Origin of the sequence: Sodalis sp. RH20 (assembly GCF_047324205.1) — a bacterium.
GTDB lineage: Bacteria > Pseudomonadota > Gammaproteobacteria > Enterobacterales > Enterobacteriaceae > Acerihabitans.
Map to the genome: position 1 here is coordinate 2,496,972 of NZ_CP178733.1, position 26,213 is coordinate 2,523,184.

Consider the following 26,213-nt stretch of genomic DNA (forward strand, 5'->3'; position numbering starts at 1 on the left):
ACTTAAGCGGGCTTTTAGTTTTAAAATAACGACAGATATTTAACGTCAAATAAAGAGAAGTGGTTAGTTTCTCACAGATCCAATCCAGCCCCACGGCCCCTGAGCCACTCTTTTCTTTCGCGATAATCCGGCAATACCTTGTCTACCTCGTTCCAGAACGCATCCGAGTGATCACGATAACGCAGATGGCAAAGCTCGTGGACGATGATATAGTCAATGACGCTTAGCGGCGCCATCAGGCATTTCCAGTGGAAATGGAGTTCTCCATTCGTGCTGCATGAAGCCCAGCGGTAACCCAGATCTTTAATTTGTACTGTACCGGGGTTCACACCCACTTTGGCTGCAAACAAGGCCACTCGGCTACGGATACGGGGCAAACCTTTAACCTGGTAAAAAAGTACGAACGCCTGATGGGCCGCGAAGTCATCTCCCTGTTGGACGATATCGCGCCGCAGGCAGAAGCGACCATCCTTAAGCTTGAGATCGTCGTTCTGTCCCGCGACTAACTGAAGTCGAAAGCCTCTCCCCAGATAGAGAAAAGTCTCACCGTTAACCCATTCGCGCACTACTCGAGTAGCATTAAGATCGCGCCACTCAGCCAGATTACGGTAGATCCACATGCGCTTGCTGAACACGGTTTCATCTACCTGCTCAGGTGTCATTCGCTGGGGAGGCCGCACGGTAATAGCACCGTTGCGTTCAATCACAATGTCGGTAGTCTGACGATCGCTTCCTGGCAATAATTGATATTCAATATCGCGAATCTGGCGGCGTTGCATTATATATCCTCCGTCCGTACCATGTTAATCAATTCATCATGGCGATTTTTAGCCAGTTTCATGATTTCCACGGCCACTCGCTCACGATTCAGCTTCAATTCCTCGATTCCGGTCCTGGCGATCTCGGTTTTGATCAAACCGCGCACACGTTTTTGTTTGTCAGGATTCAGCCAGAAGTCGATGCTGGCGATGCTTTCTTGCAGTATTGTCACCGAGGTACCCATCAATACCTTAAACGCGGGTTTATCCGCATCATTAACAGTACCACTGGCAAAGCCAAGCCGAGCAATGTGCTGGTAAAAAGTGGTCACTTCCTTACTCATCCCCCCTTCACCTTGCTGTCGACCTGCAATAGCCTCCTTACGTAGATCAATCAGTTTTTCAGCCAGCAATTCCCATTCGTCGTGGTGCTTCTCGATCAGTGCATTCACCTTTTCAGACAGGCTCTTATAGAAGGCAGGATCCTCATCGTGGTGGACGGTACAGTGCTTGCGGATAGCATGTTCCATCTCGCTCGCTTTGGCTTCACTGTTCTGCCCAGCATGACTGGCCAGCTTCTCAAGAAAGTCTTCTGATAACAACTCTACCGGTGGCACCTTCGGGTTGATTCCAAGACTGATCAGATGCTCATTAATCAGGGTTTTAACCTTTTCACCTGCGCTACCAAGGTCAAGACTTGTGTCCTTATAACGCTCTCTGGCGACCTGCAAAATGTAGCCGAACCGTTTTGCCGGTACACGATAAGCCTGAGCAGAGTGATGCGGCAGGATGATATCCAGACTCATCAGAAATTTTTTGAGGTAGATCTCAAAGTCTGCACGTTTTTTCTCATCTTTAAGCGCCCTGACTGCCTCGTGCACAACGTCGACCTCGGCCTCCAGATCAGGTAGCTCACCATTAACGAAGGCCCTAATCTGCCTGATTCCCAGGGCGCTGAAATGTTGCAGCAATCGCTGATAGCGTTCGTCCAGCACCGGCAACTCTGACGTGATATTCTGCATTCCGTCGTGGAGTTCCTGCAACTCATCGCTGGCGGCGTACAGCGTCAGTGCCTCGGTCAGATGATTGGCCAGACCGATATAATCAACGATATATCCCCGCTGTTTACCCTTTTTCACACGGTTGGTACGCGCGATAGCCTGTAACAAATTGTGCTCACGTAATTTTTTATCGATATACATCACCTGCTCAATCGGCGCATCAAAGCCCGTTAGCAGCATGTCACACACGATCAGAAAGGCAATGCCGGTATTTGCTTTGTCGGGATCATTCAAATCGAAGCTACGGCAGAAGTTCTCCACCGCATTCATGCGCTGTGCCTGTTTGCGCGCAGAGGTGATAAAGGCTGCTTCGTTAGTGCCATCGCTGGAGATCACCACCGCAGTTTTCAGAAAACGCAGGCGCTCAATCAACGCTGTATCTGGCAGAATCAGCCCTTCTTCCCTGGCTATTCGTTCAGCTAATGCCGCTTCGATACCGTTGCGGTAACGCACACAGGCCAGCTTGGAATGGCACACCACCTGTGCCTTAAAGCCATTTGGCAGGATGTTGTCAACATAGTGCGCAACCAAATCGCGAGCAATGGCGTTGATCCGGTTTTCTGCCTCCAGAATGTCGCCGGTAGCGCCGTATTTCTTCTTGATCGCCAGCAACTCCTCATCACTGCGGTCTTTGAATAAATCTTCAAACGCCGTATCAAAAGCATGCTTCTCGTTCAGCGCACTGTCAGCGGTTTTGCCCTCATAGAGGATTTGTAGCGTAGCGCCATCGTTCACCGCATCCATCAACCGGTAGGTATCAATGTACTCGCCAAAACGCTTGTGGGTTTTCTTTTCGCCATGACGATCGGTAATCAAGGGCGTGCCAGTGAATGCAATCCGGGCCGCATTGGGAAAGGCCTCAAACAGGTTATCACCCAGGTCCGAACTTTGCGTACGGTGCGCCTCATCAATCATCAAAATGATGCGTTCAGAGCTGTTCACCACGCCAAAGGTCTTACCTGCGGGCATGGCCAGATAGGTACCCAGCGCCTCGGCGACTGCATTAGTCAACGTCTGCTTTTGCTCCTGAAACTTGTGCACCATGACCATGCTAACGTCCGAGCTATCAGTGGCAAGATGTGCACGCAAGCCCTGGCGGCTTTCAATCACATTCACCCGCCCGCCGATCAGGGTAGCGGTGTTGCACAACTGTTGTTCCAAATCCTGTCGGTCATTCACCAGAACCAGCTTGTAATCGCTAAGGTCGAGACTGGCACGGATCGTTCGGGCCAAAAAAACCATGGTCAACGACTTGCCTGAGCCCTGGGTATGCCACACCACACCGCTACGCTCCAGCACTGTATCGCCTTGACGCAGGCGCTCGATGATCTTGCCCGCGGCACGAAACTGCTGATAGCGGCATACCACTTTGACGCGTGGCCCACCGTCGGTATCCATAAAAACCGCACTGGTGCGCAAAATCTTTAGCAGATTGGTCTTATTCAGCATCCCGGCAATCAGTTGCTGCTGGGCATTCATGCCCTCGCGGGCGGCATCATCTTGCGGGTAAAGCGTTTTCCAGGCGTAGTAATATTCTTCGCCAGAGGTAATACTGCCGTAGTCCGCTTCCAGGCCACAACTGCGGATCAGCAACAGGTTGTTGTGGAACAGGCGCGGCTCCCCCTCTTTCAGGCCCGCGTTTGTGGTTTCCTTCCGTCGTCCCATATAGCGCTGTAACTGCACAAAGGCTTCCTGCATCGGGTTAGCGCAGGTTTCCGACCCTATCTTGCATTCCACCACCGCCAGCGGGATGCCATTCACGAATAACACAATATCGGGGATGATAAATGCCTTCACACAGCCCGGCGTGTCGATGCGAAACTGGTTGATGGCGTGGAACTGATTGTTTGCAGGATCGTGAAAATCGATCAGGCGCACCACCGGATCGGCTTCGCCAGTCAATTCGTTGCTGTCAGTCTGCGCCTTAAACAGCAGCGACTGCACCGCCTCGTTAGCCTCCAGCAGGGTACGATTAGGCTGGCGCAGCAGTTGACCACGTAAGTCTTCCAGTTGTCTGTCCGTCAACCATTCACGATTATCGTCTGTGCGGTTGATAGCTCGAACAGCCTGGTCGAAAATTTCGGGTAAAAGCCATTGGCGAAAGTTGCTGCGCAGGCTGGGCCCCGCCTGCTGCGGGATGCCGCTGCCCTGGTCGATCACCGTCCAGCCCTGTTCAGCCAGTTGGTCCAGAAACGGCTTTTCGACTTCGCTATATTCGCTCATACAGAGTCCTTCTCTGCATTCCCTGCCAATTCCCGCTCCAATTGTTCGATGCTGGGTAAACTGGTTTGCAACTCCAACGGCAGCGATTCAACTAACTTGTATTCAGCAATGCCCATCGGCTGAGACTTATCCCCTAAGGCATATTCGGCAACGACTTTGTTTTTGCTCTTACAGAGCAAAAGACCAATGGTCGGGTTGTCCTGCTGGTCTTTCACCTGCCGATCCACCGCCGTTAGATAGAATCCCAATTGCCCCAGATGCTCGGGTTTGAACTTACCGCCTTTGAGCTCGATTACCACATAGCAACGCAGCTTGAGATGGTAGAACAGCAGGTCGATAAAGAACTCGTCGCCGCCTACGTCCAGCAACACCTGTCGCCCGACAAAGGCGAAGCCCGCGCCCAGCTCCAGCAAAAACTCGGTCACATGCTTTACCAAGGCATTTTCCACCTCACGTTCCTGCGCTTCCTCAGTCAGCCCGAGGAAATCGAAACGGTACGGATCTTTCAGTGACTCCCGCGCCAGGTCAGACTGCGCCTGAGGCAGGCTGATATCGAAGTTAGTTACTGCGCTGCCGCTACGCTGCAGCAAACCGGTTTCGATTTGCATCACCAATATGTTGCGCGACCAACTGTGTTCGATAGCTTTGGTGGCATACCAGCGGCGATCTTCCGGGTGGTTCAGTTTGTCCAGCAGGGCCAGTTGGTGATACCAGGGTAATTGTGCAAGCACCGCTTGCACAAATTCCGCATCCGGCCAGGCTTCGGCAAAAGCGCGCATATACTTGAGGTTACGCGGTGAGAATCCCTTCATTTCAGGAAAGGCAGAACGTAAGTCATGCGCCAGCCGTTCAATGACTTTGGCACCCCAGCCTTGATCCGCCTGTCGCACCAGAATATCCCGGCCTATCTGCCAGTACAGCCCCACTAGCTCCCGGTTGACCGCCATTGTGGCACGCTGCTGGGCGCTGTGGATACGGCCCTTCAGGTCGACCAGCCAGTCGGCGTAGTCGCTGGGCATTGGGGTCAGTGAAGCCGGGAACTCCTGAGTCATGCGGATACCTCCATGTCGAGTTCGTTAACCTGTACCGGCACTTTTCCGGTGAGCAAGTCTTGCATCAGGCCACGCTTTTGTTTTCTGAGCTTTTTCAGTAGCGAACTTTCCTGCTGAATTTGCGCCGAAACCTTGACATACCGAGCATAAATTAATGTTTGCTCGTTAATATCTGGAACTGGCAAATGCAGAGTCTTTAATGTGCTGGACTGAATTGCATCCATTATCCCCCCCTGCATTGCACGACGAAACCACGCTTTAGCCCAAGCTGAATGATTAAGCTGCCAGCAGATCAATTCAGGGATAACTTTCTCAAGATCAAATGTCATCGTCCAAAGGTGCTTGGAAGAGAGCCCTAGTTCAAGATTATCAGGTATGACGCAACATCTACCGACAGTTCCCATAATGGTGATGACCACATCACGGGGACGAACTCTGTACTTGGCTAACTCTTTAAATTTCCGTTCATTTACAAACCGACGAAACTCAGGTTCAAAGCGCTCTACATGAACATTATCGATACCTAATAATGGAATACCATCCTCAACCAGTTCATGTTTAAGTAAGGCACTACCAAATGGTCCGCTGCGGATATTGTTCGGTAGTGGTGCAAGCAATTCTTCGAGAGTGGGGACCTTCCACTCTCTCGGAATCCAACCAATCGCCGTTTCCTGATATAGTTCGGGAGCCTGAATACGCGGGGGACGGAGTTGACCGTTAGGCAACACACCTCGGGTGAACAGGTCGTGCATGAGGCCTGCTTTGATTTGTTGATATTTCGCGATCAAGGTTTCAGTTTTTTCGATTGCATTGTCGATAGTGGTTAGAATGGCGGCGATTTTTTTCTGCACCTCAACATCAGGAACCTTTGCTTTTGCCTTTGCGAGATCTTTTACAGATAGGTGCTTAACTGTTGTGGCTGCGGTTATATCGTTAACTTTTTTTATAAATGGGCCAAGCCAGTGGAACAAGTAATCCAAAGTAATAACAAATTCATTCTTAACTTCTACTTTAAGCACTCGTTGATTTAGAAGTGCATCATTGCCACGCCACTTGACAACGTGGAAGTCGCCATCCATGCCAATGAGAATATCGCCTTTCTTGATGATATAGCCGGGAGGAAACGTGCCACTAAAACATGTTTCTGTCTGCGAAGTTAAGATATCTCGAATCCGAATAAGTGGAAAACCTTCATTCGAGAATTTAGATGAGGCAAATGGAAATCCGCTTGTAAGTTTTAAATTAGCACCAACAGCGACTTCTTTGAACTCACTCATAACCCAACTCCACCAAAAACGCCTGCAAGGCTTTGGCTGCCTCATCACGCTCGACCTCAATCTGCTTAGCCGTGACCGCGTACTTACTCCACAGATTTTCGATCGCCGCAATGCAGGCACGTTGATCGGCACGCAAATACTGGCGATAGCTGTCGAACAGTACTTTGCCTAAGCGTTCGACAATAACCTTCCTCGCGTCATCCTTACTGATCTTCAGACGCGCCTGCTCAACCAGTTCATACTTTTTCGACTCAGTGGATTTGATCGCCGTCTTTAGCCCTTTAGCTTCGTCTTCCAGCGCCTTATGGCGAGCTAGTTGCGCTTCGATGCGTACGGCTTCCTGCTGGTGACTTTGCCAGTTACCAAAGGCGCTATCGCGCCGGGCCAGTTTCATCATGCTCTTAGCTTCTTTCAGGCTGGCTTTGAGGGACTTCACTTCGTCGGCAGGCAGTACGCCAGTATTGTCAGTGTCTTCAAAATCTTCTTCGCCGGCGGCAGCAAACAGGGCCTGCAGTTCAGCCAGGCGGGCATGTTGCTGCTCCAGTTCGGCCAGTACCTGCGGGAACTGGCTTTGCAGGATGTCCTGATCGGGGATCAGCTCAGGTCCCCAGCCGCTGGCGGCGATGGATTTAAAATCAGAGGCAAGCAGTTTGAAGTAATTGGCGAAGGCGCCCCGTACCTGATAGTTATTGAGCAGATGCTGGCTGGCAAAAGTGCGCTCAATGCTATCGAGCAGCATGGCACGCATCTGATAGACATTGGTGGCCCTGGCCTGTTGGTTGTCGGCATCAGGTGCCAGCGCTTCAACCACGGGCAGGTATTGCTGCCACCAGCTTTGCAGCTCGGCCATAAATTGCGCTTGTCGCAGGGAAACGCCAGGGTGGCTATCAATATGTTCGGCAATAGCGCGTTTGTCTTGCAACGCCGGCGAAAAATCGGCATAGGCCACCGCTCCATTACCTGAATGCAAACTAGCGGCACGCGGCACAAAGCAGCTTTCTCGCAGACCGGCATAGTTCTGCCAGAAGTGGCCTAGGGCATCCACCTCGCTGACTGGTACGCCACCGTGCAGATGAGCACGTACATCATGCGGTTCAGGCGGCGGGGAGTTATCGACATAGCGGCGGATATTACAGTTGTAGTCCTCGGCCTGGATATCTGCCACCGCTATGCGTCTAGCGTAGGCCGGAATATCTTGCCCGGCACGGTAGGCCTGCACGATCTTGTCGATATCTTCCGGACGTAGGTGATTCTGCGCCTTACCTTCACGGTATTCGCGATCGGCGTTAATAAACAGCACATGCTTACGCTCTGCAGCACCCGCCTTGTTGAGAACCAGAATGCAGGCCGGGATACCTGTACCGTAAAACAGATTGCCGGGCAGGCCGATCACAGCCTCAAGATAGCCGCGTTCAATAAAATAATGGCGCGCCTCGCGCTCTTCCCCACCTCGGAACAGCACGCCGTGCGGCATCACGGTGGCCATACGACCATCGCTCTTAAGCACCGCCAGCATGTGCTGTACGAACATCAGATCGGCTTTTTTTCCTTTTTCCGGCATCCACACGTGGAAACGGCCAGGGTAGGCGATGGGGACTTTTTTCTTAGTACCCGTACCATCGTCCTTGGTCTGACTACGTGCGTAGTTCTGGCTGAACGGGGGATTAGCTAGTACGCGGTCGAAGCGCCTGAGTTCGTTATCTTCGGTTTTATGCCGCGGGTCAACCAGCGTATCGGCATTACGAATATCGGCATGCGAGATTCCGTGCAGCAGCATGTTCATCTTGCAGATGGACCATGTGGTGCCCATTTTTTCCTGTCCGTTAAGCGACAGTTCGCTGGCATCCGTACCGCACTCACGCAGATAGTCACGCGCCTGAATCAGCATACCGCCCGAGCCTACCGTCGGATCGTAGACACTCATGCCTGCTTGCGGGTCACAAATCTCGACGCAGATACGCACCACCTCTGCCGGGGTGTAAAATTCACCCGCCTTCTTACCCGCTGAATCTGCGAAGTGCTTAATCAGCCATTCATAGGCGGCACCGAGCAGGTCAGGGAATTCAAAATCGTCATCACGCAGCGGAATCTTTTCGAAGTTCTGAATGAAATCAACCAGAGTGTCGTCATCAAGCGTGTTTTGGCCAATCTTGCGGTTGAAGTTGATGGTGCCCTTAAGCACATCCTGCAGAGCGTCAGTGTTACAGTCTTCCAGTTCCTCCAAAGCCTTAGTAAGCGCGGAGCCAACGTTGTCTTTGACGTGTTTTAGTGCCGGCTGAGGTTTGCCCGCGGCATTTATCCAAGGGTCGTTCCAGCGCGCACGCGGCGGAACGTAAAAGTACTTGCCGAAATACTGGTCCGGATCTTCCAGATTAAGGGCGATATCTGCTTCCGACAGATCCGCGGCTATGCCTTCTTTTCTGATTTCTTCACGACGCTGATCGAATAGGTCACTGGCACGCTTCAAGAACAGCATACCAAAGATATATTCCTTGTATTCACTGGCGTCCATATTGCCGCGCAGATCATCACATGCAGTCAACAGCAGGCTTTCAAGACGGGCGAGTGTAAGTTTAGGGGACGGCATTGTTGAGTCTGTTCCTCGGTTTTTGTTCTCGCAGGGGTACAATCCAGCACCACCAGAAAGTCAGTCGCCATCGCACTGAGGCAGTTTTGTTGGCATTTTTTCAACACCGCCAGCAAGATCATGGTCTTTGTTTTCAACTTTCGGATCGACCACTTCATTGCCCTCCGACAAACGTCTGAAAACCTGTTTTTAGTGCGATGCGACGGTTTATGGCGGATAATTTGAGCTGCACAATAATACACACCGAATTGTACCAGCCGGACAACTTGATGACGAGGGCACGGTTAGGGAGATTTACTGTTAAAGCCGCCTAGCTTGTTGATCGACCAACGCTTGAATGGCACATTTTTAGACTGTTCCCACGGCCAAAGACATTTCATGCTCTCGCTATGAGGCCTGCTTGATAGCTGTTGAGCTGAAGTCACCGAGATGACTGATGCGGATACTTCTGTTTTAAAACGGTCCGATTCAATCAAAGGAATAACGTCAATTCTTGGCCCTTTCTCTTGTCACATTACCGCCGCATCGGCATCATTCTATTTGGTGGTCATTCTGGTGGTCTTGACAGACTAGCAATTCAGGTTTAGCTTACTTATTAGCCAGTTACTGGCAAAGGCGATCCCAGTCAGAGGAGCCAAATTTATGTTTTCATGCATCTTCACGAATCTTTATACGATTTAGATTCAACAAGTTAGTGTGAAAAGTCTTCCCGATGCATTTTCAGTTTCCCCTCCGCATCGGGCAAGATTGGTGGTCTGATTTGGGGTCAGGGGGGTTCGATGACAGAGTTCCCCCCAAATATCTCTTAACGACGCAAAAATCCGCAGCTTAAAACCATCCGCTAAACCTTTCAAAGTTTCCGATTCTCATGGCCTGTACCTTTTAGTCAATCCAGGTGGTTCACGCCTTTGGTATCTCAAATATCGCATCAATAAAAAAGAATCTCGCTTAGCTCTAGGTGCCTACCCTCTCATCTCTCTTGCCAAAGTGACATGACTAACAGCGCGTTGAATCTAATCTTGGGGACAGGTCAAGGGAGTGATTTCAGGTTTAGCTTGTTTATTAGCTAGTTACTGGCAAAGGCGATCCCAGTCAGAGTTTTGTCATCTTCGTTTCTAAACCAGTTGAATAATGGGGGGATTATACCTGTAATTTTTGCAGCTGTTCCAGTTTGCGTCAAAGCAAGGTGGTTGCGGAGCAATCTCCCCCTCTCTTGCTGTTGCCTCTCGCGAATGATTATCATTTAATAATGAAAGATTAGAAGATTTATGCGTAATATAGGCAACGCAGAAGATCCCTGTATTTCATCATTAGAGAACCAAGTGCCTGCTTTCGAAAAATATTATACTGAATTATATAGGTTTATTAACCGGAAGCTTCGTGACCGCGAACATGCAGAAGACATGGCGCAGGAAACGTTTATCCGCGCACTGACCGTCACGCAACCAGTCCGATCACATCGGAGTCTACTGTATCGCATCGCGCGTAATTTGCTGATCGACCACTATCGACGCCCCGAACGTCTAATGGATGATGTAGCTGAAGACACCGAAAGTGCGCATTTCGCGGCACCGTCACATCTTCAACCTTATGAATGTCTTGAAAAGAATCAATATGATGATTTAATGACGCGCACTATCGAAGCCTTGCCGCCGCGCTGCCGTGAAGCCTTTATCCTTCACCGTTTCGATGGCCTGTCACAAAAAGACGTCGCGCGCCATATGGGAATATCCATCAACATGGTAGAGAAACATATTATCCGCGCCATGACCGCCCTTCGCAGCAGTAACGAACACTGGCAGCAGGAACACTTCGCCGCGAGTACCAGCAACAGGAATAAGGATGGCCGTGATGAATAGCGCCATTGGAAAACACTTGTCAGCCGATGAGCAGGCTGCACGCTGGCTGAGTAAAAAACAGTCCGGTATGTCTGCCAGTGAACAACGCCAGTTTGCCGACTGGCTATTGCTGGATGAAAACGCCGCACGCTATCAGGCCATGCAGTCTTTGTGGCAACGCATCGGTGATTTGCCCCAGGAAAATGTAGCCCGCCTGCGTGATTCACTGCCGTGGAATATCCGTGAGACTTCACGTGGTACTTTTTGGCGTCCTGGACTGGTCGCTGCCGTGCTTTGTCTGGTGCTGGTGTGGCCGCTGTGGCAATGGCTGGCCCCTCCCGTTATGACGACAGCATTCCATACCGGTCGCGGTGAAACAAAACAGCTCACCCTGCCGGATGGCACCGTGCTCAGTCTGGATGCTGAAACACAGGTGCAGGTAGCCTATTATCCGCAGCGCCGCGAAGTCACGCTCGTCAAGGGTCAGGTCTTTTTTCAGGTCAACCATCAGCAAGATAAACCCTTTGTGGTGCTGAGCGGGCCGTCGCGCGTCACGGTGCTGGGTACCAGTTTCGGCATCCGCTATATCCCGCAGTCGATGAGCGGTGATGGCGTGGACGTTGCCGTTAGCAGCGGCGTGGTACGTGTCGGTCCGCGAGCGTGGCTTGACAATATGCGCTGGCGAGCAATGGCAACCCTGCATCTGGGCGCAGATGAACCACACCTGATGGTGCTGCGCGCCACCCAGCGGGCAACCAGCGATGCTAACGGTAGCCTGACGCGTCAGTTGCCATTAGAACCGGACGCCATCGCCGACTGGCGGCAGTCACGAATTAATTTCAATAACACCCCGCTAAGCCTGGCCTTGGCTGAGTTCTCGCGCTACGGCGATGTGCCCTATAAACCGGCCTCCGCCGACGTTGCGGCACTGCGCATTAGCGGCAGTTTTAACACTCATCGTCCGGACAGTTTTGCCCGTGCGTTGCCGAAGGTATTACCGGTAAAAATCAATATTCAGGCAGGAGAGACGCAGATTCTTAAACGCTAAGCTCCTCGCCTTTAAGGACGACCTGCACCAAAACGACTGCCCCGAAAAAAAAATTAAAAATATTCAGGACATGACGTCAGGGTTTTGGCGTCAGTCTCGTCTTCAGAAAAGATAATGATTCTTATTTAATTTATTTCTGGGGAAAATTGCATGTCTATTTTTACTGTTTATCGGGGTAACCGCGTTAAATCCAGCCTCACCGCCATCGCGCTGGCCGTCTGTGCGCCGATTGCCGTATCTCACGCCGCCGCCGCGATGGCCGTTTCACTGCCAGCTCAGCCGCTGATCAACTCACTGAATGCGCTAGCACAGCAGGCCGGAGTTCAACTGATTGCCGCACCGGACTCCGTTGCACGTAAAAATGCCCCAGCCGTGAAGGGTAATATGACGCTGGAAGCCGCCCTCGGGCGACTGTTAAGCGGCAGCGGTCTGGGCTATAGCCTCGACAACGGCACTGTGGTGGTTGCACCACAAACGTCCGCTGGAGATACCCTGACCGTGACCGGCCAATACGGCGCCAGCGTCACCGTTCCACAGCAGAGTAGCTCCGCCACCAAAACCGACACACCGCTGCTGGAAGTACCTCAGTCAGTATCGGTAGTGACTCGCGAGCGAATGGACAGGCAAAACGTGCAGAGCGTCACGGAAGCGCTGCGTTATGTCCCAGGCGTAAAAACGGAAACCTACGGTGTCGATCCGAAAGGCTATGACTGGATTTATATTCGTGGATTCAATGCGCTGACGACCAACGATTACCGTGACGGCCTGCGCCAGTTGAATAACAGTTACAGCTATTTCCGCACTGAACCTTACGCGCTGGAGCGTATTGATATCGTGCGCGGACCGTCGTCAACCCTGTTTGGCCTCGGCGATGCGGGCGGTATTGTAAACCGCATCAGCAAACTGCCTTCCGCGCAGGGCGTGCACGATGTGCAAATCGAACTGGGCAATTTCAACCGCCGCCAGGCGCAGTTTGATATGAGCGACAAAATTGACGATGACAGTCACTATCTTTATCGCGTCATTGGCCTCGTGCGTGACAGCGATACTCAGTTCCAGTACCGCGATGGCCCGGATGTTGAAAATAACCGCGTCTATCTCGCGCCCTCTTTCACCTGGCTACCCAACAGCGATACCAGCCTGACAGTACGCGCGGACTACCTGCGCGATACCTCCGGCGGCACCCTTGCCGTGCTTACCGAGCCGGACCACAAGGTGACCGATACCCTGTTGGGGGACTATAACTATAACCGTTTTCGTCAGGAGCAGTTCACCGTGGGGTATGAGCTGAGTCATCAGTTCAACGACGTTTTCCAGGTGCGCCAAAATGTGCGCTACGGGCAAACCGACAACGTTTTGAATAACTTGCTGCCGGGCTCCGTGAATTTCAACACCGGCACGCTGTCGCGCAATGCCATTCGTTTTGATGAGCACATGAACGCGTTCAACATCGATAACCAGCTGCAGGCCGACTTCTCAACCCTGTCAGTCACACACCGTCTGTTGAGCGGTCTTGATTACAGCCGCCTTGACGGTAATGCTAAACGCTTTGGTGCCGTTGGGCCGACGCTGAATATCTATAATCCAGTATACAGCTTGAACATTGCCGACCCTACCTATGCGCTCAATAACAACGACCAGACTACCTCACAGCTGGGCCTTTACATGCAGGACCAGATTTCGCTGACGCCAAAATGGCTGCTGACCTTAGGCGGCCGCCACGATGACATCAGTTTAAGCACCCAAAACAATCTGACCGACAACACCAGCTGGGTGGATAAAGGCGCCTGGACCGGACGCGCTGGCCTGACCTATCTGGCAGAAAACGGGCTAGCGCCTTATATCAGCTATGCCGAATCCTTTGTCCCCAACAGTGGCACCGACAGTAAGAACCGAACATTTGACCCGAGCAAGGCACATCAGTACGAAATCGGTGTGAAATACCAGCCTGATGCCAACATGTTGATGACGCTCGCCGCCTTTGATATCACCAAAACTAACGTACTGACCAATGAAATTGTGAATAATCTGATCACCGGTTATCAGGTCGCGTCCGGCGAAGTGCGTTCGCGCGGTGTTGAAGCGGAAACTACGGTGAAATTGACCGAAAGTCTGGATTTACTGGCGTCATACACCTATACCGCAACGGAAATCACCGCCAGTAACAATGGTGACCGCGGTAATCAGCAGGCAAATGTGCCTAAACATATGGCATCAAGCTGGCTGAACTATGGGTTCCATCAGGGCGCGCTGGACGGCCTGCTGCTGAGTGCCGGTGTGCGTTACGTCGGCAGCATGTACGGCGATAATGCGAATACCATACCGGTGAAAAACTTTGCGCTGGTCGATGCAGGGGCAAAATATCAGGTCAATCGACACGTTTCCGTCGGTTTTAATATACAGAATCTGCTGAATCATCATTATGTTGGGACTTGTGATGACGACACCAGTTGCTATCCGGGGCAGGATCGTACTTTTATCGGCTCACTGAAGTACAGCTTCTGATGCCACGTTTGCTACTGAGTCGTCGTGACTGCCTGAGGGCGTTGCTGGTATTGCCCTGGTTCAATGCTTCGGCGATGTCAGCAACGCCCACGCAACGCATTGTCGCTATTAACTGGCTGGCGGCCGAAACGCTGCTATCGCTAGGCATTACGCCGCTTGCCGTTTCTGACGTGGGGTACTTTCGCAGCAGAATTGCAGACCCCGTTTTACCGGCCAACGTTCAGGATATCGGCCCTTACTGGGAGCCGAACATTGAACGAGTCGCCGCTTTGAAACCGACGCTTATTCTCAGCGATATGCTCGCTCCCGCCCTTCTCGACAGTCTGCAGCGCATCGCGCCGGTGCAGGTCGTGTCGGTGTACCCTGCCACAAACGATTTGTGGCAGGCATTACTGACCTTTACGGGCGCTCTGGGCACAAAATTATCCGCTTCCGCGCAGGCAGCACGGCTTATTGACCACGCAACCACTGCACTAAGCAACTGCCAGCAAAGGCTCGGGCACGCCGCAGGCCAGCGTATTCTGGTAGTGGTTCGCAGCCAGGACGGCAAATACGCTACGGTGTATGGCAAGAACAGCCTGCCGGACGCGATGCTAACGCGACTTGGGCTGCAAAATGCCTGGAATAGACCGGTGGGTGCGATGGGAACGGCCAACGTCAGTATCGAAAAGCTGGCGTCGTTGTCCGCCGATTGGCTGTTTTACACCGAATTACCGACAACGCTGACGCGGTTTACCCGCCTGCGTCAGCCGGACGGACTGTGGCAACAACTGCCGCAGGTGTCGAGCGAGCGCGCAAAGGAACTGACCCATTTCTTCCCTTTTGGAGGAATTGGAACGGCGGTGAGTCTGGCACAACACATCACACAAGTGCTCTCGGAAACTGAAAAGAATGCGTAAATTACCGGTATTGCCGTGGCTAATTGTCATTTCGCTGGTGCTTACCTGCGCCCAGCTGCTGGTGAGTAACCTGTGCCGGATCCATGCCAGTAACCTTCCTTCCACCGCCAGTTTACTGCTGCATTACAGTTTTCTGCCCCGACTGGCGACAGGTATTCTCTGCGGAATGGCGCTGGCGACGGCTGGCCTGCTCTTTCAACAGGTGCTGCGTAATCCGTTGGCAGAACCGACCACGCTTGGTATTGCGGCCGGTGCCAATCTGGCGATGTCGGCAAGCATTATTGTATTTCCCGCCTTGCTGGTTTTCGGTCTGACAAATTTGGCTCTCGCCGGGGCGACGCTAACATCGCTGGTGCTGTATCTGCTGATTGTCCGTCAGAGACTCGATCCGCTAAAAATTATCCTTACCGGTATGGTGTTCAGCCTTTACGGCAACGGTATCAATACGTTGATGGTGTTGTTTAATCATGATTATCTCAGCGATCTCTTTAGCTGGCAGGCGGGCTCCCTGAACCAGAACGGCTGGTCGGTCACACAGTTCTTACTGTTACCGGTGCTAGTGCTCATGACAGTGTGTATTTTACTGGCAAGGCCGCTCATGCTAATTGGGCTGTCAGACCAGAGTGCCGGTGCACTGGGTCTATCGGTGGTGAAAATCCGGGTAGCAACTCTCGCCGTAGCCGTGGCGCTCAGCGCGCTGGTCACCAGCCAAGTCGGGATTATTGGTTTTATTGGTCTGGCAGCCCCTGCCCTTGTGCGACTGTCGGGGGTGCGCCGCTTCACACATCAGCTGGTCTGTACCCCGCTGGCAGGCGCAGGGCTGCTGACACTGGTCGATCAGTTGGCGCAATTTCTCTCTCCTGCCGGGGGAGACTTACCGACTGGGGCACTCGCGGGGTTGCTCAGTGCGCCGCTGATGCTCATGTTACTGTTTCGTCAGCGCAATACTAATATCGCCGCTGCGCCATTGAGTACATCGGTCATTCGCCCCATAACGTGCAGCCAGTTGATAGCTCTGATGCTGTTATTACTGGGTGGCATCGCTGTTTCATTATTCTTAAACCGCCCCCTCGACACCACTGCGGTATGGCAACTGCTAGAATGGCGCTGGCCACGAATGCTCGGCGCACTTAGCGCGGGCGCGATGTTGGCTGTTGCAGGCGTGCTTATCCAGCGCCAAAGCGGCAATCCGCTGGCCAGCCCAGAATTACTCGGCATCAGCAGCGGCGCATCGCTGATGGTGGTGTTGCTGGTTGTTCTGTTCAATCAGCCACTTTCGCAGCTTTTTCCCGCTGCGCTGGCGGGAAGTCTGCTGGCTATATTCACTCTGTTTATGTTCGGACTGCGTTCGCGTTTTCAGCCGCAGTCAATGGTGATGGTCGGGCTGTGTCTAACCAGCCTGAGTATGGCGCTGAGTATGCTGTTGCTGATGAGCGGCGACCCTCGGGCGATGATGTTGCTCAATTGGAGTACAGGCTCCACGGCAGGCATCACGCCTGAACGGGCGATGTGGGGTGCGGCTCAGGCACTGCTGCTGATCCCCCTCGCCTTGCTGTTACAACGTTGGGTCACATTATTGAGCCTCGGACATCAAACAACGCGGGCACTGGGGGCAGGACTTCGGCTCAGTAACATGCTAATCCTGCTGCTTGCCGCCGCGTTAACAGCGGGCGGCACGTTGCTTATCGGCCCACTCAGTTTTGTCGGGTTGATTGCCCCACAGCTTGCACGCTATAGCGGAGCATACCGCTTTGTGCGGCAATGTCTGGTAGCGGCACTGTATGGCGCACTGCTGATGGTTCTCGCCGACTGGCTCGGCCGCAACATCGCCTGGCCGTGGCCCGTTTCGGCCGGTTTGCTCTGTGCACTAATCGGTGCACCGTGGTTTTTGTGGTTGCTGATAAAATCAGGGAAATGAACTCATTCCTGTGATTAATATTAAGATTTTTTTCCTTTCAGCCGCATCCACGGCTGATGAAAGTTAGGCATAAATCGACTCCAATGATTTATTCATATATAGGTAAGTTTTACCTATAATTTAGAGTAGGTTTTAACACCCTAAAATAATTAAGGCATTCCAATAGAGATATACCATTGATGTGTTAAGATTAAAAAAAAATTAAATTTAAATTATATATAAGAAAAAATGAAAATAGATGCTTTATCCTAAAAGTAAGTGATGAGATGGTCTTCCCCCTTCTTCACGACAATCCCTGGTGAAAGAAATGCTTTCAAAGGCCGTAATACGATTAAAGGATCATGAACATCCAATATTACATAGTGACCAAGGGTGGCATGACCAAATGCCTCGATGGCAACGCTGGCCAAAAGAACATGGAATTATTCAGAGTATGTCCAGAAAAGGCAACTGTCTAGATAATGCGGCCATGGAGAGTTTCTTCAGCATATTAAAATCGGAATGTTTCTATCTTAAAAAATATCAAATGCTAAGTGTATCAAAACGAAATCTCATCAAATTTATTCATTACTATAATTATGATAGAGTAAAAAAGAAGCGTAATGGCCTAAGTCCGGTTCATTTCCGTCTTGGGGAAGCAACATACAATGTCCAAAATCTGGGCGCAGATCATAACGGTGTGGCGGAAAGCTTCGTCAAGACGACGAAGCGTGATTATATCGGCATGATGCCTACGCCGGACAGCCAGACGGCGGTATTAAATCTGTCATTGGCGTTCGAACATTACAACGAATATCACCCGCACAGCGCTTTAGGATATCGCTCGCCAAGAGAATATCGGCGCCGGGGGAAACCATCAACCTAAGCGGGAATAGGTGCATGGATATAGGGGCTCAAAACCAATATACAAATTTTATTGTATATCCAGGAAAAAAATTGCAATAATCTGGACGCTGGAACCGCCGCTTATATAAGATGAATTAATACTTATTGCACCGCGCCATAGAGTGAACGCGTACCGACCACACCGGTAGCGAACAGCCGGCTACGTCAATATTCTCTTTTATCGTAAAAAGGATGCCGTAGAGAGCAAGGAAGGTTCGCTAACGCTAAGCGACTAAAATCCATAATTACTCGCCCCATGTCGCTTCCAATACCCTAAGCCAATTGCCATGGCAGATTTTTTGCAATAGCGGCTGGTCATAGCCGTGACGGCGTAAGGCCGCCACCAGCACCGGCAGGCCGGCCACATCCTTAAGATCGCTGGGGATGGTGGTGCCGTCAAAATCCGAGCCAAACCCCACGCCGTCTTCCCCCAGCGCGTTCACCAGGTAATCCACGTGCCGCACGATTTCATCCACCGTGGCGTCCGGCGCCTTTTTCCCGTCCTGGCGCAGGAACATGGTGCCGAAGTTAACACCGACAAAACCATTGCGCTCGTGGATGACCGCCAGCTGTGCGTCGGTCAGGTTGCGCGACTGCGCGCACAGCGCATGGGCATTGGAATGGCTGGCGACCAGCGGCGCGTCGGAAATAGCGGCCGTTTGCCAGAACCCCTTTTCATCCATATGCGAGACATCCACCATGATGCGTTTGGCATTGCAGGCGCGCACCAGCCGCAGCCCCGCATCGGTGAGCCCCGGTCCGGTATCGGGTGAGGAAGGAAAACGAAACGGCACGCCGTGGCCAAAGATATTCGGCCGGCTCCAGAGCGGCCCCAGGGTCCGCAAACCCGCCTGGTAGAGCACATCCAGCAGATGCAGATCGGGATCAAGCGCTTCCGCCCCTTCGATATGCATGACCACCGCCAGCACGTCCCGCGCCATGGCGTCGCGGATGTCCGCCGCGCTGCGGCAGATTTTCACCCGTCCGTCCGAGGCCGCTTCGATGCGCAGCAGCAGGGATAGCATGGCAAAGGTCATTTCCCGCGCCGACTCCATGCTGGGCGCTACGGGAATATTAGTGAAATCAAGCAGATCTGGCGCGCTTTTTGCTGCATTAGATACCGAGGGCACCCAGGTGGCAAATAAACCGCCCGCCAGGCCCCCCCGGCGGATGCGCGGTAAGTCCATCTGACCGGCCGCGGGGCCGCTCAGGAAGCTTTCAACCGCATTTTCGGGCTGTGCGCGCCATAAACGGCACAGCACGTCGTTGTGGCCGTCAAAGATGGGCATCATGTCGGGCATTTGCTGCGCTGTTACAGGCATAAATTATTATTCCGGTGCAATTTTAGGCGGTTCAGCCGGCTCCCACCCCATTTTGACGCGGGCGCGCACCAGACGGGTGCGCTGGGCCGGGGCAATCCGTGCGTTTGAGGTTAGGCGATATCCACAGTAGAGCCCCCCGCATAAGGGAATGTCAAGCGGAAAGTGGTAAAAAAAACGTATAATAATCTTATTTATCAATATATTAGGAGTTAGTATGCTTACCAGAAGACATTTTATCGCCGGCGCCGGCGCACTCCCTTTCCTGTCTTATCTCAGCCTGGAGTCGGCGTTTGCCGCCACCCCGACCTCGATCCTGGTGATGGCGATGCAGCTCGACAATATGACCAGCCTGGATCCCCATGAAAGCTTCGAGGGAACCGGCAACGAAATCTGCGGTAATTTATATCAGCGCCTGGTTGCCCCCAACCCGGCCAAGGCCGATGAAATCATCGGCGAGCTGGCAACCCGCTGGGACGTCGGCAACGACGGCAAAACCTTTACCTTCCACCTGGATCCGGCGGCCAAATTTGCCGACGGCAGCCCGGTCACCGCCGAGGATGCCGCATTTTCCCTGCAGCGGGTGGTGATGCTGGATAAAAGCCCGGCGTTTATTATCAACCAGTTCGGTTTTACCAAGGACAACGTCGCCGAACATATCAAGGCCGTTGATACCCAGACCCTGGTGATCAATACCGACCAGCCGGCGGCGGAAACCTTCCTGCTGTACTGCCTGTCGGCGCGGGTCGGCAGCATCGTGCAAAAATCCCTGGCCCTGGCCAACCAGCAGGGCAACGATTTGGGCAACGGCTGGATAAAACAGCACAGCGCCGGCTCCGGCCCCTTTACCCTGCGCGCCTGGAAAGCCAGCGAAAGCGTGATACTCGAGAGCAACCCCAATTCCCCGCTAGCCGGCAAGATCAAACGCATCATCCTGCGGCATATCATCGATCCCTCCTCCCAGTTGCTGATGCTGCAAAAGGGCGATGTGGACATTGCGCGCAACCTGACCACCGAGCAGCTGCGGCCGCTGTCGCAGGATGGTAATTTCCACCTGGTGCGCGAGCCGGTATCGCGCATCATGCATTTATCCTGTAATACCGCCCACGAACACCTGTCCAAACCCCAGGTCTGGCAGGCGATCAAATGGGCGCTGGATTATGACGGCATCCAGAAAAACATCGTGCCCCTGACCCATGAGGTGCACCAAAGCTTCCTGCCCAAGGGTTTCCCGGCGGCGCTGAACGACACTCCGTTCCACCAGGATGTCGCCAAGGCCAAGGCGTTAATGGCCGACGCCGGCCTGGCCGGGGGTTTTGACATTACCCTCGATCATTACTCGCCGCAGCCGGGCCCGGATATTGCCCAGGCGATACAGACCCAGCTCGGCGCCATCGGCATCAGGGTGGAGCTGATTGCGGCGGAAAATCGCCAGGTGCTGACCAAGATGCGCGCCCGCCAGCAGCAGTTGGCCCTGACGATCTGGGGCGCGGATTATTTCGATCCCAATTCCAATACCGAAGCCTTCTGCGTCAATACCGACAACGGCGACGGCGCGCGCAACCGCACCCTGGCCTGGCGCTGCTCGTGGTCCAATCCGCGCTTTAACGAACTGACCGTGCAGGCGCTGCACGAAACCGACGGCCAGAAGCGTATTGCGCTTTATGAGCAGTTGCAGCGCGAACACCGCGAAAACAGCCCGTTTACCGAACTGCTGCAGGAGTCGATCACCGCCGCCTGCCGTAAAAATATCAGCGGGGTGCAGATAAGCGTGCTGCTCGACAGCCCGTACGAGAAGGTACAAAAAACCTGATGCTGGCGTTAAAACGTATGGTGAACACCCTCGGCAGCCTGTTGCTCACGCTATTCGGGCTGGCGCTGCTGACCTTTTTTATCGGTCGCGTAATGCCCACCGACCCGGTGCTGGCGGCGGTGGGCGATAACGCCCCGCAGGCGGTGGTGGAAAGGGTGCGGCAGGAAATGGGGCTGGACCAGCCGATCTGGTATCAGTTCGGCCATTATCTTAACCAGTTGCTGCATGGGGATTTTGGCCGTTCGGTGCTGACGTCCAATCCGGTGCTGACCGACATCGCGCGCTTTTTCCCGGCGACGCTGGAGTTGGCTACCGCGGCGGTGATGGTCGCGGCGCTGCTCGGCATCCCGCTCGGCGTTTGGGCGGCGGTGCGGCAGGGAAAATGGATCGATCAGGTGATCCGCGTGATCTGCCTGGCCGGTCATTCGCTGCCGGTGTTCGTGCTGGCGCTGCTGAGCCTGCTTATCTTTTACGCTGTGCTGGGTATCGCGCCCGGTCCGGGGCGGCAGGATATTATTTTCCAGGATATGGTGCCGCAGGTGACCGGGCTGCTGACCGTCGATTCGCTGCTGGCTGGCGATTACGACGCCTTCCGCGACGCGCTGGCGCATATGGTGCAGCCGGTGTTGATTATGGCCTACTTCAGCATGGCCTACATTACCCGTATGACCCGTACCTTTATGCTTAACGCGCTCGGCGGTGAATTTGTGATTACCGCGCGCGCCAAGGGCTTGTCGTCGGCCAGGGTTATCTGGCGCCACGCCTTTCCCACCGTGGTGGTGCAGTTGATTACCGTGCTGGCGCTAACCTATGCCGGTCTGCTGGAAGGCGCGGTGATTACCGAAAACGTCTTCGCCTGGCCCGGCCTGGGGCAGTATCTCACCACCTCGTTGATGAACGCTGATATGAACCCGGTGATCGGCGCCACGCTTATCGTCGGTTGCGTCTATGTGGTGCTCAACCTGCTGGCTGATATTCTTTACCGACTTTGGGATCCCCGCGTAAAATGACACTGTCCGCCGCACGAGCCTGGCTGCTCGACGAAACCCCCGCCACCCGCCGCCAGGCGGTTTGGAGCCGTCGTTACCGCATGTGGCTGGGACTGTGCGCCAATCCGATGGCGCTGACCGGGCTGCTGATCATTATGGCGGTCATGACGCTCTCCCTGGCCGCCCCGTGGCTAACGCCCTATAACGCCGGTTTCCAGGATTTGGCCAACCGCCTGGCGCGCCCCTCGGCCGACCACTGGCTGGGCACCGACGAGCTGGGACGTGATATCTATACCCGTATCCTGTTCGGCGGGCGCACCACGCTCGGCATGGTCTGCGCGGTGGTGGCGTTGATCGCCCCGCTCGGCCTGTTTATCGGCTGTATTGCCGGCTACGTCGGCGGCTGGCTGGATAAGGTACTGATGCGGGTGACCGATATTTTCCTGGCGTTCCCGCGCCTGATCCTGGCGCTGGCGTTTGTCGCCGCGCTGAAACCCGGCATCGAAAGCGCGGTGCTGGCGATCGCGCTGACCGCCTGGCCGCCCTATGCGCGGCTGGCACGGGCGGAAACGATGCAGTTCCGTCACAGCGATTTTATCGCCGCCTGTCGTTTGACCGGCGCGACGCCGCTGCGCATTATTCTGCACCATGTAATGCCGTTGTGTATTCCCAGTCTTATCGTGCGCATCACGCTGGATATGAGCGCGATTATCATTACCGCCGCCAGCCTGGGATTTTTGGGCATGGGCGCGCAGCCGCCGTCGCCGGAATGGGGCACCATGATCGCCACCGCTCGGCGTTTTCTGTTCAGTGAATGGTGGGTACCGCTGATGCCATGCGTGGCCATTTTTATCACCTCGCTGGCGTTTAATTTTCTCGGCGACGGTCTGCGTGACGTCCTCGACCCCAAGGAGCGCTGAATGCTGGTTGAAATAGAAAATTTGCGCATCGCTTTTGCGCAGCGTGGCGGCGCGGTCGAGGCGGTGCGCGGCGTCTCCTTTGCCATGGACAAGGAAAAGTTCGCCATCGTCGGTGAAAGCGGGTCCGGCAAATCGCTCACCGCGCGCAGCCTGATGCAGCTATTGCCCGGCAACGCGCGCTGCCAGGCCGATAAGCTGATGTTCGACGGCATCGACCTGCGCGGCGCCGACGAAAAAACCATGCGCAAAGTGCGCGGCAAGCGGGTCGGCTTTATTCTGCAGGATCCCAAATATTCACTCAATCCGGTGATGACCATCGGCCAGCAGGTGGCCGAATCCTGGCGCGCCCATAAGGGTGGCGGCAGGCGGCAGGCCATGACGGCGGCCATCCGGCTGCTTGAGCAAGTGCAGATCCGCGACCCGGAGCGGGTGGCGAAACGTTATCCGCACGAGGTATCGGGCGGCATGGGCCAGCGGGCGATGATTGCCATGATGCTGGCGCCCGACCCGGAGCTGCTGATTGCCGACGAGCCGACCAGCGCGCTGGACGCCACGGTGCAGGCCGAAATTCTGCGGCTGATTGATATGCTGGTCTCGGATCGCGGCATGGGGCTGATCCTGATCAGCCATGATTTGCCGCTGGTGTCGCATTTTTGCCATCGGGTGGCGGTCATGTACGCCGGACGTATCGTCGAAACCCTGGCGGCCGGCGATTTGACGCGGGCGGTCCATCCCTATACGCGCGGCCTGCTGGAATGCCTGCCGTCCCTGCGCCATCCCCGCACGCGCCTGCCGGTGATGACGCGCGACGCCGCCTGGAACCAATAATGATTGTTTTGGATAAGTTACGCATTGCCTTCGGGGATACCGACGTGGTGAAGGGGGTCTCCTTTACCGTGGCCGACGGCGCCAGCTTTGGCATTGTCGGTGAAAGCGGATCGGGCAAATCCACCATACTGCGCGCGCTGGCCGGGCTGAACCCGCACTGGTCCGGCGGCATGTCTTTCGGCGGCGAGGCGCTGACGCCCAGGCGGGATCGCCGATTCTTCCGCCAGGTGCAGATGGTGTTCCAGGATCCGTACGGGTCGCTGCATCCGCGCCAGACCGTCGATCGCATCCTGCACGAACCACTGCTGGTGCATGCCTTCGACCGGGCCGAACAACGCATCGCCCAGGCGCTGGCGGAGGTCGGCCTGTCGCCGGCGGTACGCTTTCGTTTTCCCCATCAGCTGTCCGGCGGCCAGCGCCAGCGGGTGGCAATCGCCCGCGCGCTGATTGCCGAGCCGGACGTGCTGCTGCTTGATGAGCCGACCTCTGCGCTGGATGTGTCGGTACAGGCGGAAATCCTTAACCTGCTGACCGATCTGCGCGCGCGCCGCCATCTGACCTTTATCATGGTCAGCCATAACCTGGCGGTGGTCACACACCTGTGCCAGCAGATCGGCGTAATGCAAAACGGCGAGATGGTGGAACAGCTCAGCGCCGATGATTTGCGCGCCGGTCGTATCCGTCATCCGCATACCGCCGAACTCTTTACGTTAAGCATGAACCTGGAGGAGCCGCTATGAGCGGGCAAACAGCGCGGCCGGATTGGCAACGCGCCGGCGAGGCGGCGGCGGCCATCGCGGCGCAATGGGCGCGGCCGGGCGAACCGGGCGGCACCATCGTACTGTTCGACAGCGAACGCATCCAATCGGTGGCCTGCGGCGGCCTGGCGGATCTGGCGCGCGGGGAGCCGTTCAGCCTCGACAGCGTGACGCACTTCGCCTCGGTGAGCAAACATTTGTTCGCCGCGCTGGTCACCGGCAATTCGGGAACGCTGCCGTCCCTGGACGATGCGCTGGCGCGCCATCTGCCTCAACTGACTGGTGCGCAGCGACGGGTGACGGTCGGCCAGGCGCTGGACATGACCTCCGGTTTGCCCGATGTGCGCGAGACGCTGTCGCTGCTGGGCATCTCGGCCTTCCAGCCGTTCAGCGCGGCGCAGGCGCTGGATTTTCTCGCCGGGCTCGCCACACTCAACTACCCGGCCGGCAGCGAAATATCCTACACCAATACCGGCTACCGCCTGGTGGAGGAAGCGCTGAGAACCCAGGGCATCGGCTTTAACGATCTATTGCAACGCCATATTAGCCAACCGCTGGATATTGCCCTGCGGGCGCCGGAAACCTGGTTTGATATCGTGCCCGGGCTGGCGCCCGGCTATTGGCGCGGCGCACAGGGCTGGCAACTGGCCGGCGCCGGATTACATCTCTCCGCCGCCGGCAGCGTCATGGGCAGCGCACGCCACCTCACCGTCTGGCTACAGTCGCTGCTGGCCGATAGCGGCCCGGGCCGTGGCGTGCTGGACCGGCTCTGCGCCCCGCGTTTCCTGGCGGACGGCAGGCAGACCGACTATGGCCTCGGCATCGCCCACAGCCGGGTCGGCGACCGTGATTGGGTGGGCCACGGCGGCTCCCATCTCGGCTACAAAAGCTATTTTTTGCTCGATCGCGCGGACAAAACCGGCATGGCGATGCTGGCCAACCGCGACGACGCGGCCAGTTACCCCACCGCGCTGGCGGTGATGTCGGCGCTCTATGGCCAGCCCCTGCCCGCGCCGGGCCACGATCTGCGCCCCGGCCTGTACGCGGCTTTGACCGGCGGCGATTGGCTGGAAGTAAAAAATGACAGTGTCATATGGATGAATGCGGACCAAACGCTGTACCCCAGCGGGGAACCGGGCGTGGCCCGTTCGCTGACTGCCCACCTGCCGATGCGCCTGTTCCAGGACGGCGCGGCGATCCGCGGCGAGATTGGGCTCGTCCCGCGTGTATTGTACCCGGTTGCGCCGGACGACTGCCTGCAACAGGCGCAGGGGGCCTGGCGTCATAAACACTATCGCAGCGAGCTGGTGATTATGGGCGATAGGCTGGAGATGGGCATCGGTCCGGCGGCACTCCAGGCCGCGTTGACACCGCTGGGCGGCGGACGACTGCTGGCCAGCGCCGGGGACGGCGCAGGGTGCAGGAAATTTGTTCTAGTGTTTAACGATAATTTCCTGCAAGTACAGGATAATCGCAGCAGGATATTAACGTTTCAACGACAATAGGGCCTGAGTTACGAGCAGCTCTTTACCCCC

17 protein-coding genes and 3 pseudogenes are annotated in these 26,213 nt (G+C 54.9%); 14 read left to right on the forward strand and 6 right to left on the reverse strand.

Features of this window, described 5'->3' with window-relative positions:
- Window positions 1-71 precede the first annotated feature (71 nt).
- Genes ACL2XM_RS11585 through ACL2XM_RS11605 form a run of 5 tightly spaced genes read right to left on the reverse strand, consistent with a single transcriptional unit; the run spans window position 72 to window position 8,958 of the window.
- Window positions 72-779, reverse strand: a complete 708-nt coding sequence (locus tag ACL2XM_RS11585; RefSeq protein WP_413732976.1) for a M48 family metallopeptidase — start codon at window positions 777-779, stop codon at window positions 72-74.
- A complete protein-coding gene (locus ACL2XM_RS11590) occupies window positions 779-4,042 on the reverse strand; it encodes a type I restriction endonuclease subunit R (RefSeq protein ID WP_413732978.1) in 3,264 nt (1,087 codons plus the stop codon). The genes ACL2XM_RS11585 and ACL2XM_RS11590 overlap by 1 nt, the downstream gene beginning before the upstream one ends.
- Complete coding sequence (locus tag ACL2XM_RS11595) at window positions 4,039-5,094, reverse strand: PDDEXK nuclease domain-containing protein (RefSeq protein ID WP_413732980.1); 1,056 nt, start codon at window positions 5,092-5,094, stop codon at window positions 4,039-4,041. The genes ACL2XM_RS11590 and ACL2XM_RS11595 overlap by 4 nt, the downstream gene beginning before the upstream one ends.
- Window positions 5,091-6,371 carry a restriction endonuclease subunit S gene (locus ACL2XM_RS11600; RefSeq protein WP_413732981.1) on the reverse strand — a complete coding sequence of 427 codons (1,281 nt, stop codon included), beginning with the start codon at window positions 6,369-6,371 and terminating at the stop codon, window positions 5,091-5,093. Before ACL2XM_RS11600 ends, ACL2XM_RS11595 begins: the two co-directional genes overlap by 4 nt.
- On the reverse strand, window positions 6,364-8,958 hold the full coding sequence (locus ACL2XM_RS11605) for an N-6 DNA methylase (protein WP_413732982.1): 2,595 nt from the start codon (window positions 8,956-8,958) through the stop codon (window positions 6,364-6,366). The genes ACL2XM_RS11600 and ACL2XM_RS11605 overlap by 8 nt, the downstream gene beginning before the upstream one ends.
- Before the next feature lie 798 nt (window positions 8,959-9,756).
- Between ACL2XM_RS11605 and ACL2XM_RS11610 the strand changes: the two are divergent.
- The 8 genes and pseudogenes from ACL2XM_RS11610 to ACL2XM_RS11645 form a co-directional block, all read left to right on the forward strand.
- Window positions 9,757-9,942 (forward strand): annotated as a pseudogene (locus ACL2XM_RS11610) (Arm DNA-binding domain-containing protein); the annotation flags it as partial.
- Between the two features lie 284 nt (window positions 9,943-10,226).
- Window positions 10,227-10,817, forward strand: a complete 591-nt coding sequence (locus tag ACL2XM_RS11615) for an RNA polymerase sigma factor (protein WP_410015441.1) — start codon at window positions 10,227-10,229, stop codon at window positions 10,815-10,817.
- Window positions 10,801-11,844: a FecR family protein gene (locus tag ACL2XM_RS11620; protein WP_413732984.1), complete on the forward strand. Its 1,044-nt coding sequence runs from the start codon at window positions 10,801-10,803 to the stop codon at window positions 11,842-11,844. Before ACL2XM_RS11615 ends, ACL2XM_RS11620 begins: the two co-directional genes overlap by 17 nt.
- 150 nt (window positions 11,845-11,994) lie before the next feature.
- Window positions 11,995-14,349, forward strand: coding sequence for a TonB-dependent siderophore receptor (locus tag ACL2XM_RS11625; RefSeq protein WP_413732986.1), 2,355 nt, complete (start codon window positions 11,995-11,997; stop codon window positions 14,347-14,349).
- Entirely contained in the window at window positions 14,349-15,248 is a 900-nt protein-coding gene (locus ACL2XM_RS11630; protein WP_413732987.1) for an ABC transporter substrate-binding protein, read from the forward strand. The genes ACL2XM_RS11625 and ACL2XM_RS11630 overlap by 1 nt, the downstream gene beginning before the upstream one ends.
- The gene (fhuB, locus tag ACL2XM_RS11635; protein ID WP_413732989.1) at window positions 15,241-17,166 is read left to right on the forward strand and encodes a Fe(3+)-hydroxamate ABC transporter permease FhuB; all 1,926 of its coding nucleotides are present in this window, start codon (window positions 15,241-15,243) and stop codon (window positions 17,164-17,166) included. The genes ACL2XM_RS11630 and fhuB overlap by 8 nt, the downstream gene beginning before the upstream one ends.
- A gap of 385 nt (window positions 17,167-17,551) precedes the next feature.
- A pseudogene (locus ACL2XM_RS11640) lies at window positions 17,552-17,782 on the forward strand (IS3 family transposase); the annotation flags it as partial.
- A gap of 57 nt (window positions 17,783-17,839) precedes the next feature.
- Window positions 17,840-18,031 (forward strand): annotated as a pseudogene (locus ACL2XM_RS11645) (integrase core domain-containing protein); the annotation flags it as partial.
- Window positions 18,032-18,296: 265 nt separating this feature from the next.
- Here ACL2XM_RS11645 and ACL2XM_RS11650 read toward each other — a convergent pair.
- A complete protein-coding gene (locus tag ACL2XM_RS11650) occupies window positions 18,297-19,373 on the reverse strand; it encodes a dipeptidase (RefSeq protein ID WP_413732991.1) in 1,077 nt (358 codons plus the stop codon).
- A gap of 214 nt (window positions 19,374-19,587) precedes the next feature.
- On the opposite strand from ACL2XM_RS11650, the gene ACL2XM_RS11655 reads away from it, so the two are divergent.
- From ACL2XM_RS11655 to ACL2XM_RS11680, 6 genes are read left to right on the forward strand one after another with little or no spacing between them, the layout of a single operon-like run.
- Window positions 19,588-21,183, forward strand: a complete 1,596-nt coding sequence (locus ACL2XM_RS11655; RefSeq protein WP_413732993.1) for an ABC transporter substrate-binding protein — start codon at window positions 19,588-19,590, stop codon at window positions 21,181-21,183.
- Complete coding sequence (locus tag ACL2XM_RS11660; RefSeq protein WP_410015448.1) at window positions 21,183-22,193, forward strand: ABC transporter permease; 1,011 nt, start codon at window positions 21,183-21,185, stop codon at window positions 22,191-22,193. The genes ACL2XM_RS11655 and ACL2XM_RS11660 overlap by 1 nt, the downstream gene beginning before the upstream one ends.
- A complete protein-coding gene (locus tag ACL2XM_RS11665; RefSeq protein WP_413732995.1) occupies window positions 22,190-23,092 on the forward strand; it encodes an ABC transporter permease in 903 nt (300 codons plus the stop codon). Before ACL2XM_RS11660 ends, ACL2XM_RS11665 begins: the two co-directional genes overlap by 4 nt.
- The gene (locus ACL2XM_RS11670) at window positions 23,093-23,920 is read left to right on the forward strand and encodes an ABC transporter ATP-binding protein (RefSeq protein WP_413732997.1); all 828 of its coding nucleotides are present in this window, start codon (window positions 23,093-23,095) and stop codon (window positions 23,918-23,920) included.
- Window positions 23,920-24,660, forward strand: coding sequence for an ABC transporter ATP-binding protein (locus tag ACL2XM_RS11675; protein WP_413732999.1), 741 nt, complete (start codon window positions 23,920-23,922; stop codon window positions 24,658-24,660). The genes ACL2XM_RS11670 and ACL2XM_RS11675 overlap by 1 nt, the downstream gene beginning before the upstream one ends.
- Window positions 24,657-26,183, forward strand: a complete 1,527-nt coding sequence (locus tag ACL2XM_RS11680; RefSeq protein WP_410015452.1) for a serine hydrolase domain-containing protein — start codon at window positions 24,657-24,659, stop codon at window positions 26,181-26,183. The genes ACL2XM_RS11675 and ACL2XM_RS11680 overlap by 4 nt, the downstream gene beginning before the upstream one ends.
- Window positions 26,184-26,213: the final 30 nt, after the last annotated feature.

Coding starts and splice junctions, on each gene's coding strand:
- ACL2XM_RS11675 (WP_413732999.1), top strand. CDS start 23,920: ATGATTGTTTTGGATAAGTTACGCATTGCCTTCGGGGATACCGACGTG.
- ACL2XM_RS11600 (WP_413732981.1), bottom strand. CDS start 6,371: ATGAGTGAGTTCAAAGAAGTCGCTGTTGGTGCTAATTTAAAACTTACA.
- ACL2XM_RS11595 (WP_413732980.1), bottom strand. CDS start 5,094: ATGACTCAGGAGTTCCCGGCTTCACTGACCCCAATGCCCAGCGACTAC.
- ACL2XM_RS11585 (WP_413732976.1), bottom strand. CDS start 779: ATGCAACGCCGCCAGATTCGCGATATTGAATATCAATTATTGCCAGGA.
- ACL2XM_RS11630 (WP_413732987.1), top strand. CDS start 14,349: ATGCCACGTTTGCTACTGAGTCGTCGTGACTGCCTGAGGGCGTTGCTG.
- ACL2XM_RS11605 (WP_413732982.1), bottom strand. CDS start 8,958: ATGCCGTCCCCTAAACTTACACTCGCCCGTCTTGAAAGCCTGCTGTTG.
- ACL2XM_RS11625 (WP_413732986.1), top strand. CDS start 11,995: ATGTCTATTTTTACTGTTTATCGGGGTAACCGCGTTAAATCCAGCCTC.
- ACL2XM_RS11670 (WP_413732997.1), top strand. CDS start 23,093: ATGCTGGTTGAAATAGAAAATTTGCGCATCGCTTTTGCGCAGCGTGGC.
- fhuB (WP_413732989.1), top strand. CDS start 15,241: ATGCGTAAATTACCGGTATTGCCGTGGCTAATTGTCATTTCGCTGGTG.
- ACL2XM_RS11615 (WP_410015441.1), top strand. CDS start 10,227: ATGCGTAATATAGGCAACGCAGAAGATCCCTGTATTTCATCATTAGAG.
- ACL2XM_RS11680 (WP_410015452.1), top strand. CDS start 24,657: ATGAGCGGGCAAACAGCGCGGCCGGATTGGCAACGCGCCGGCGAGGCG.
- ACL2XM_RS11655 (WP_413732993.1), top strand. CDS start 19,588: ATGCTTACCAGAAGACATTTTATCGCCGGCGCCGGCGCACTCCCTTTC.
- ACL2XM_RS11665 (WP_413732995.1), top strand. CDS start 22,190: ATGACACTGTCCGCCGCACGAGCCTGGCTGCTCGACGAAACCCCCGCC.
- ACL2XM_RS11650 (WP_413732991.1), bottom strand. CDS start 19,373: ATGCCTGTAACAGCGCAGCAAATGCCCGACATGATGCCCATCTTTGAC.
- ACL2XM_RS11660 (WP_410015448.1), top strand. CDS start 21,183: ATGCTGGCGTTAAAACGTATGGTGAACACCCTCGGCAGCCTGTTGCTC.
- ACL2XM_RS11620 (WP_413732984.1), top strand. CDS start 10,801: ATGGCCGTGATGAATAGCGCCATTGGAAAACACTTGTCAGCCGATGAG.
- ACL2XM_RS11590 (WP_413732978.1), bottom strand. CDS start 4,042: ATGAGCGAATATAGCGAAGTCGAAAAGCCGTTTCTGGACCAACTGGCT.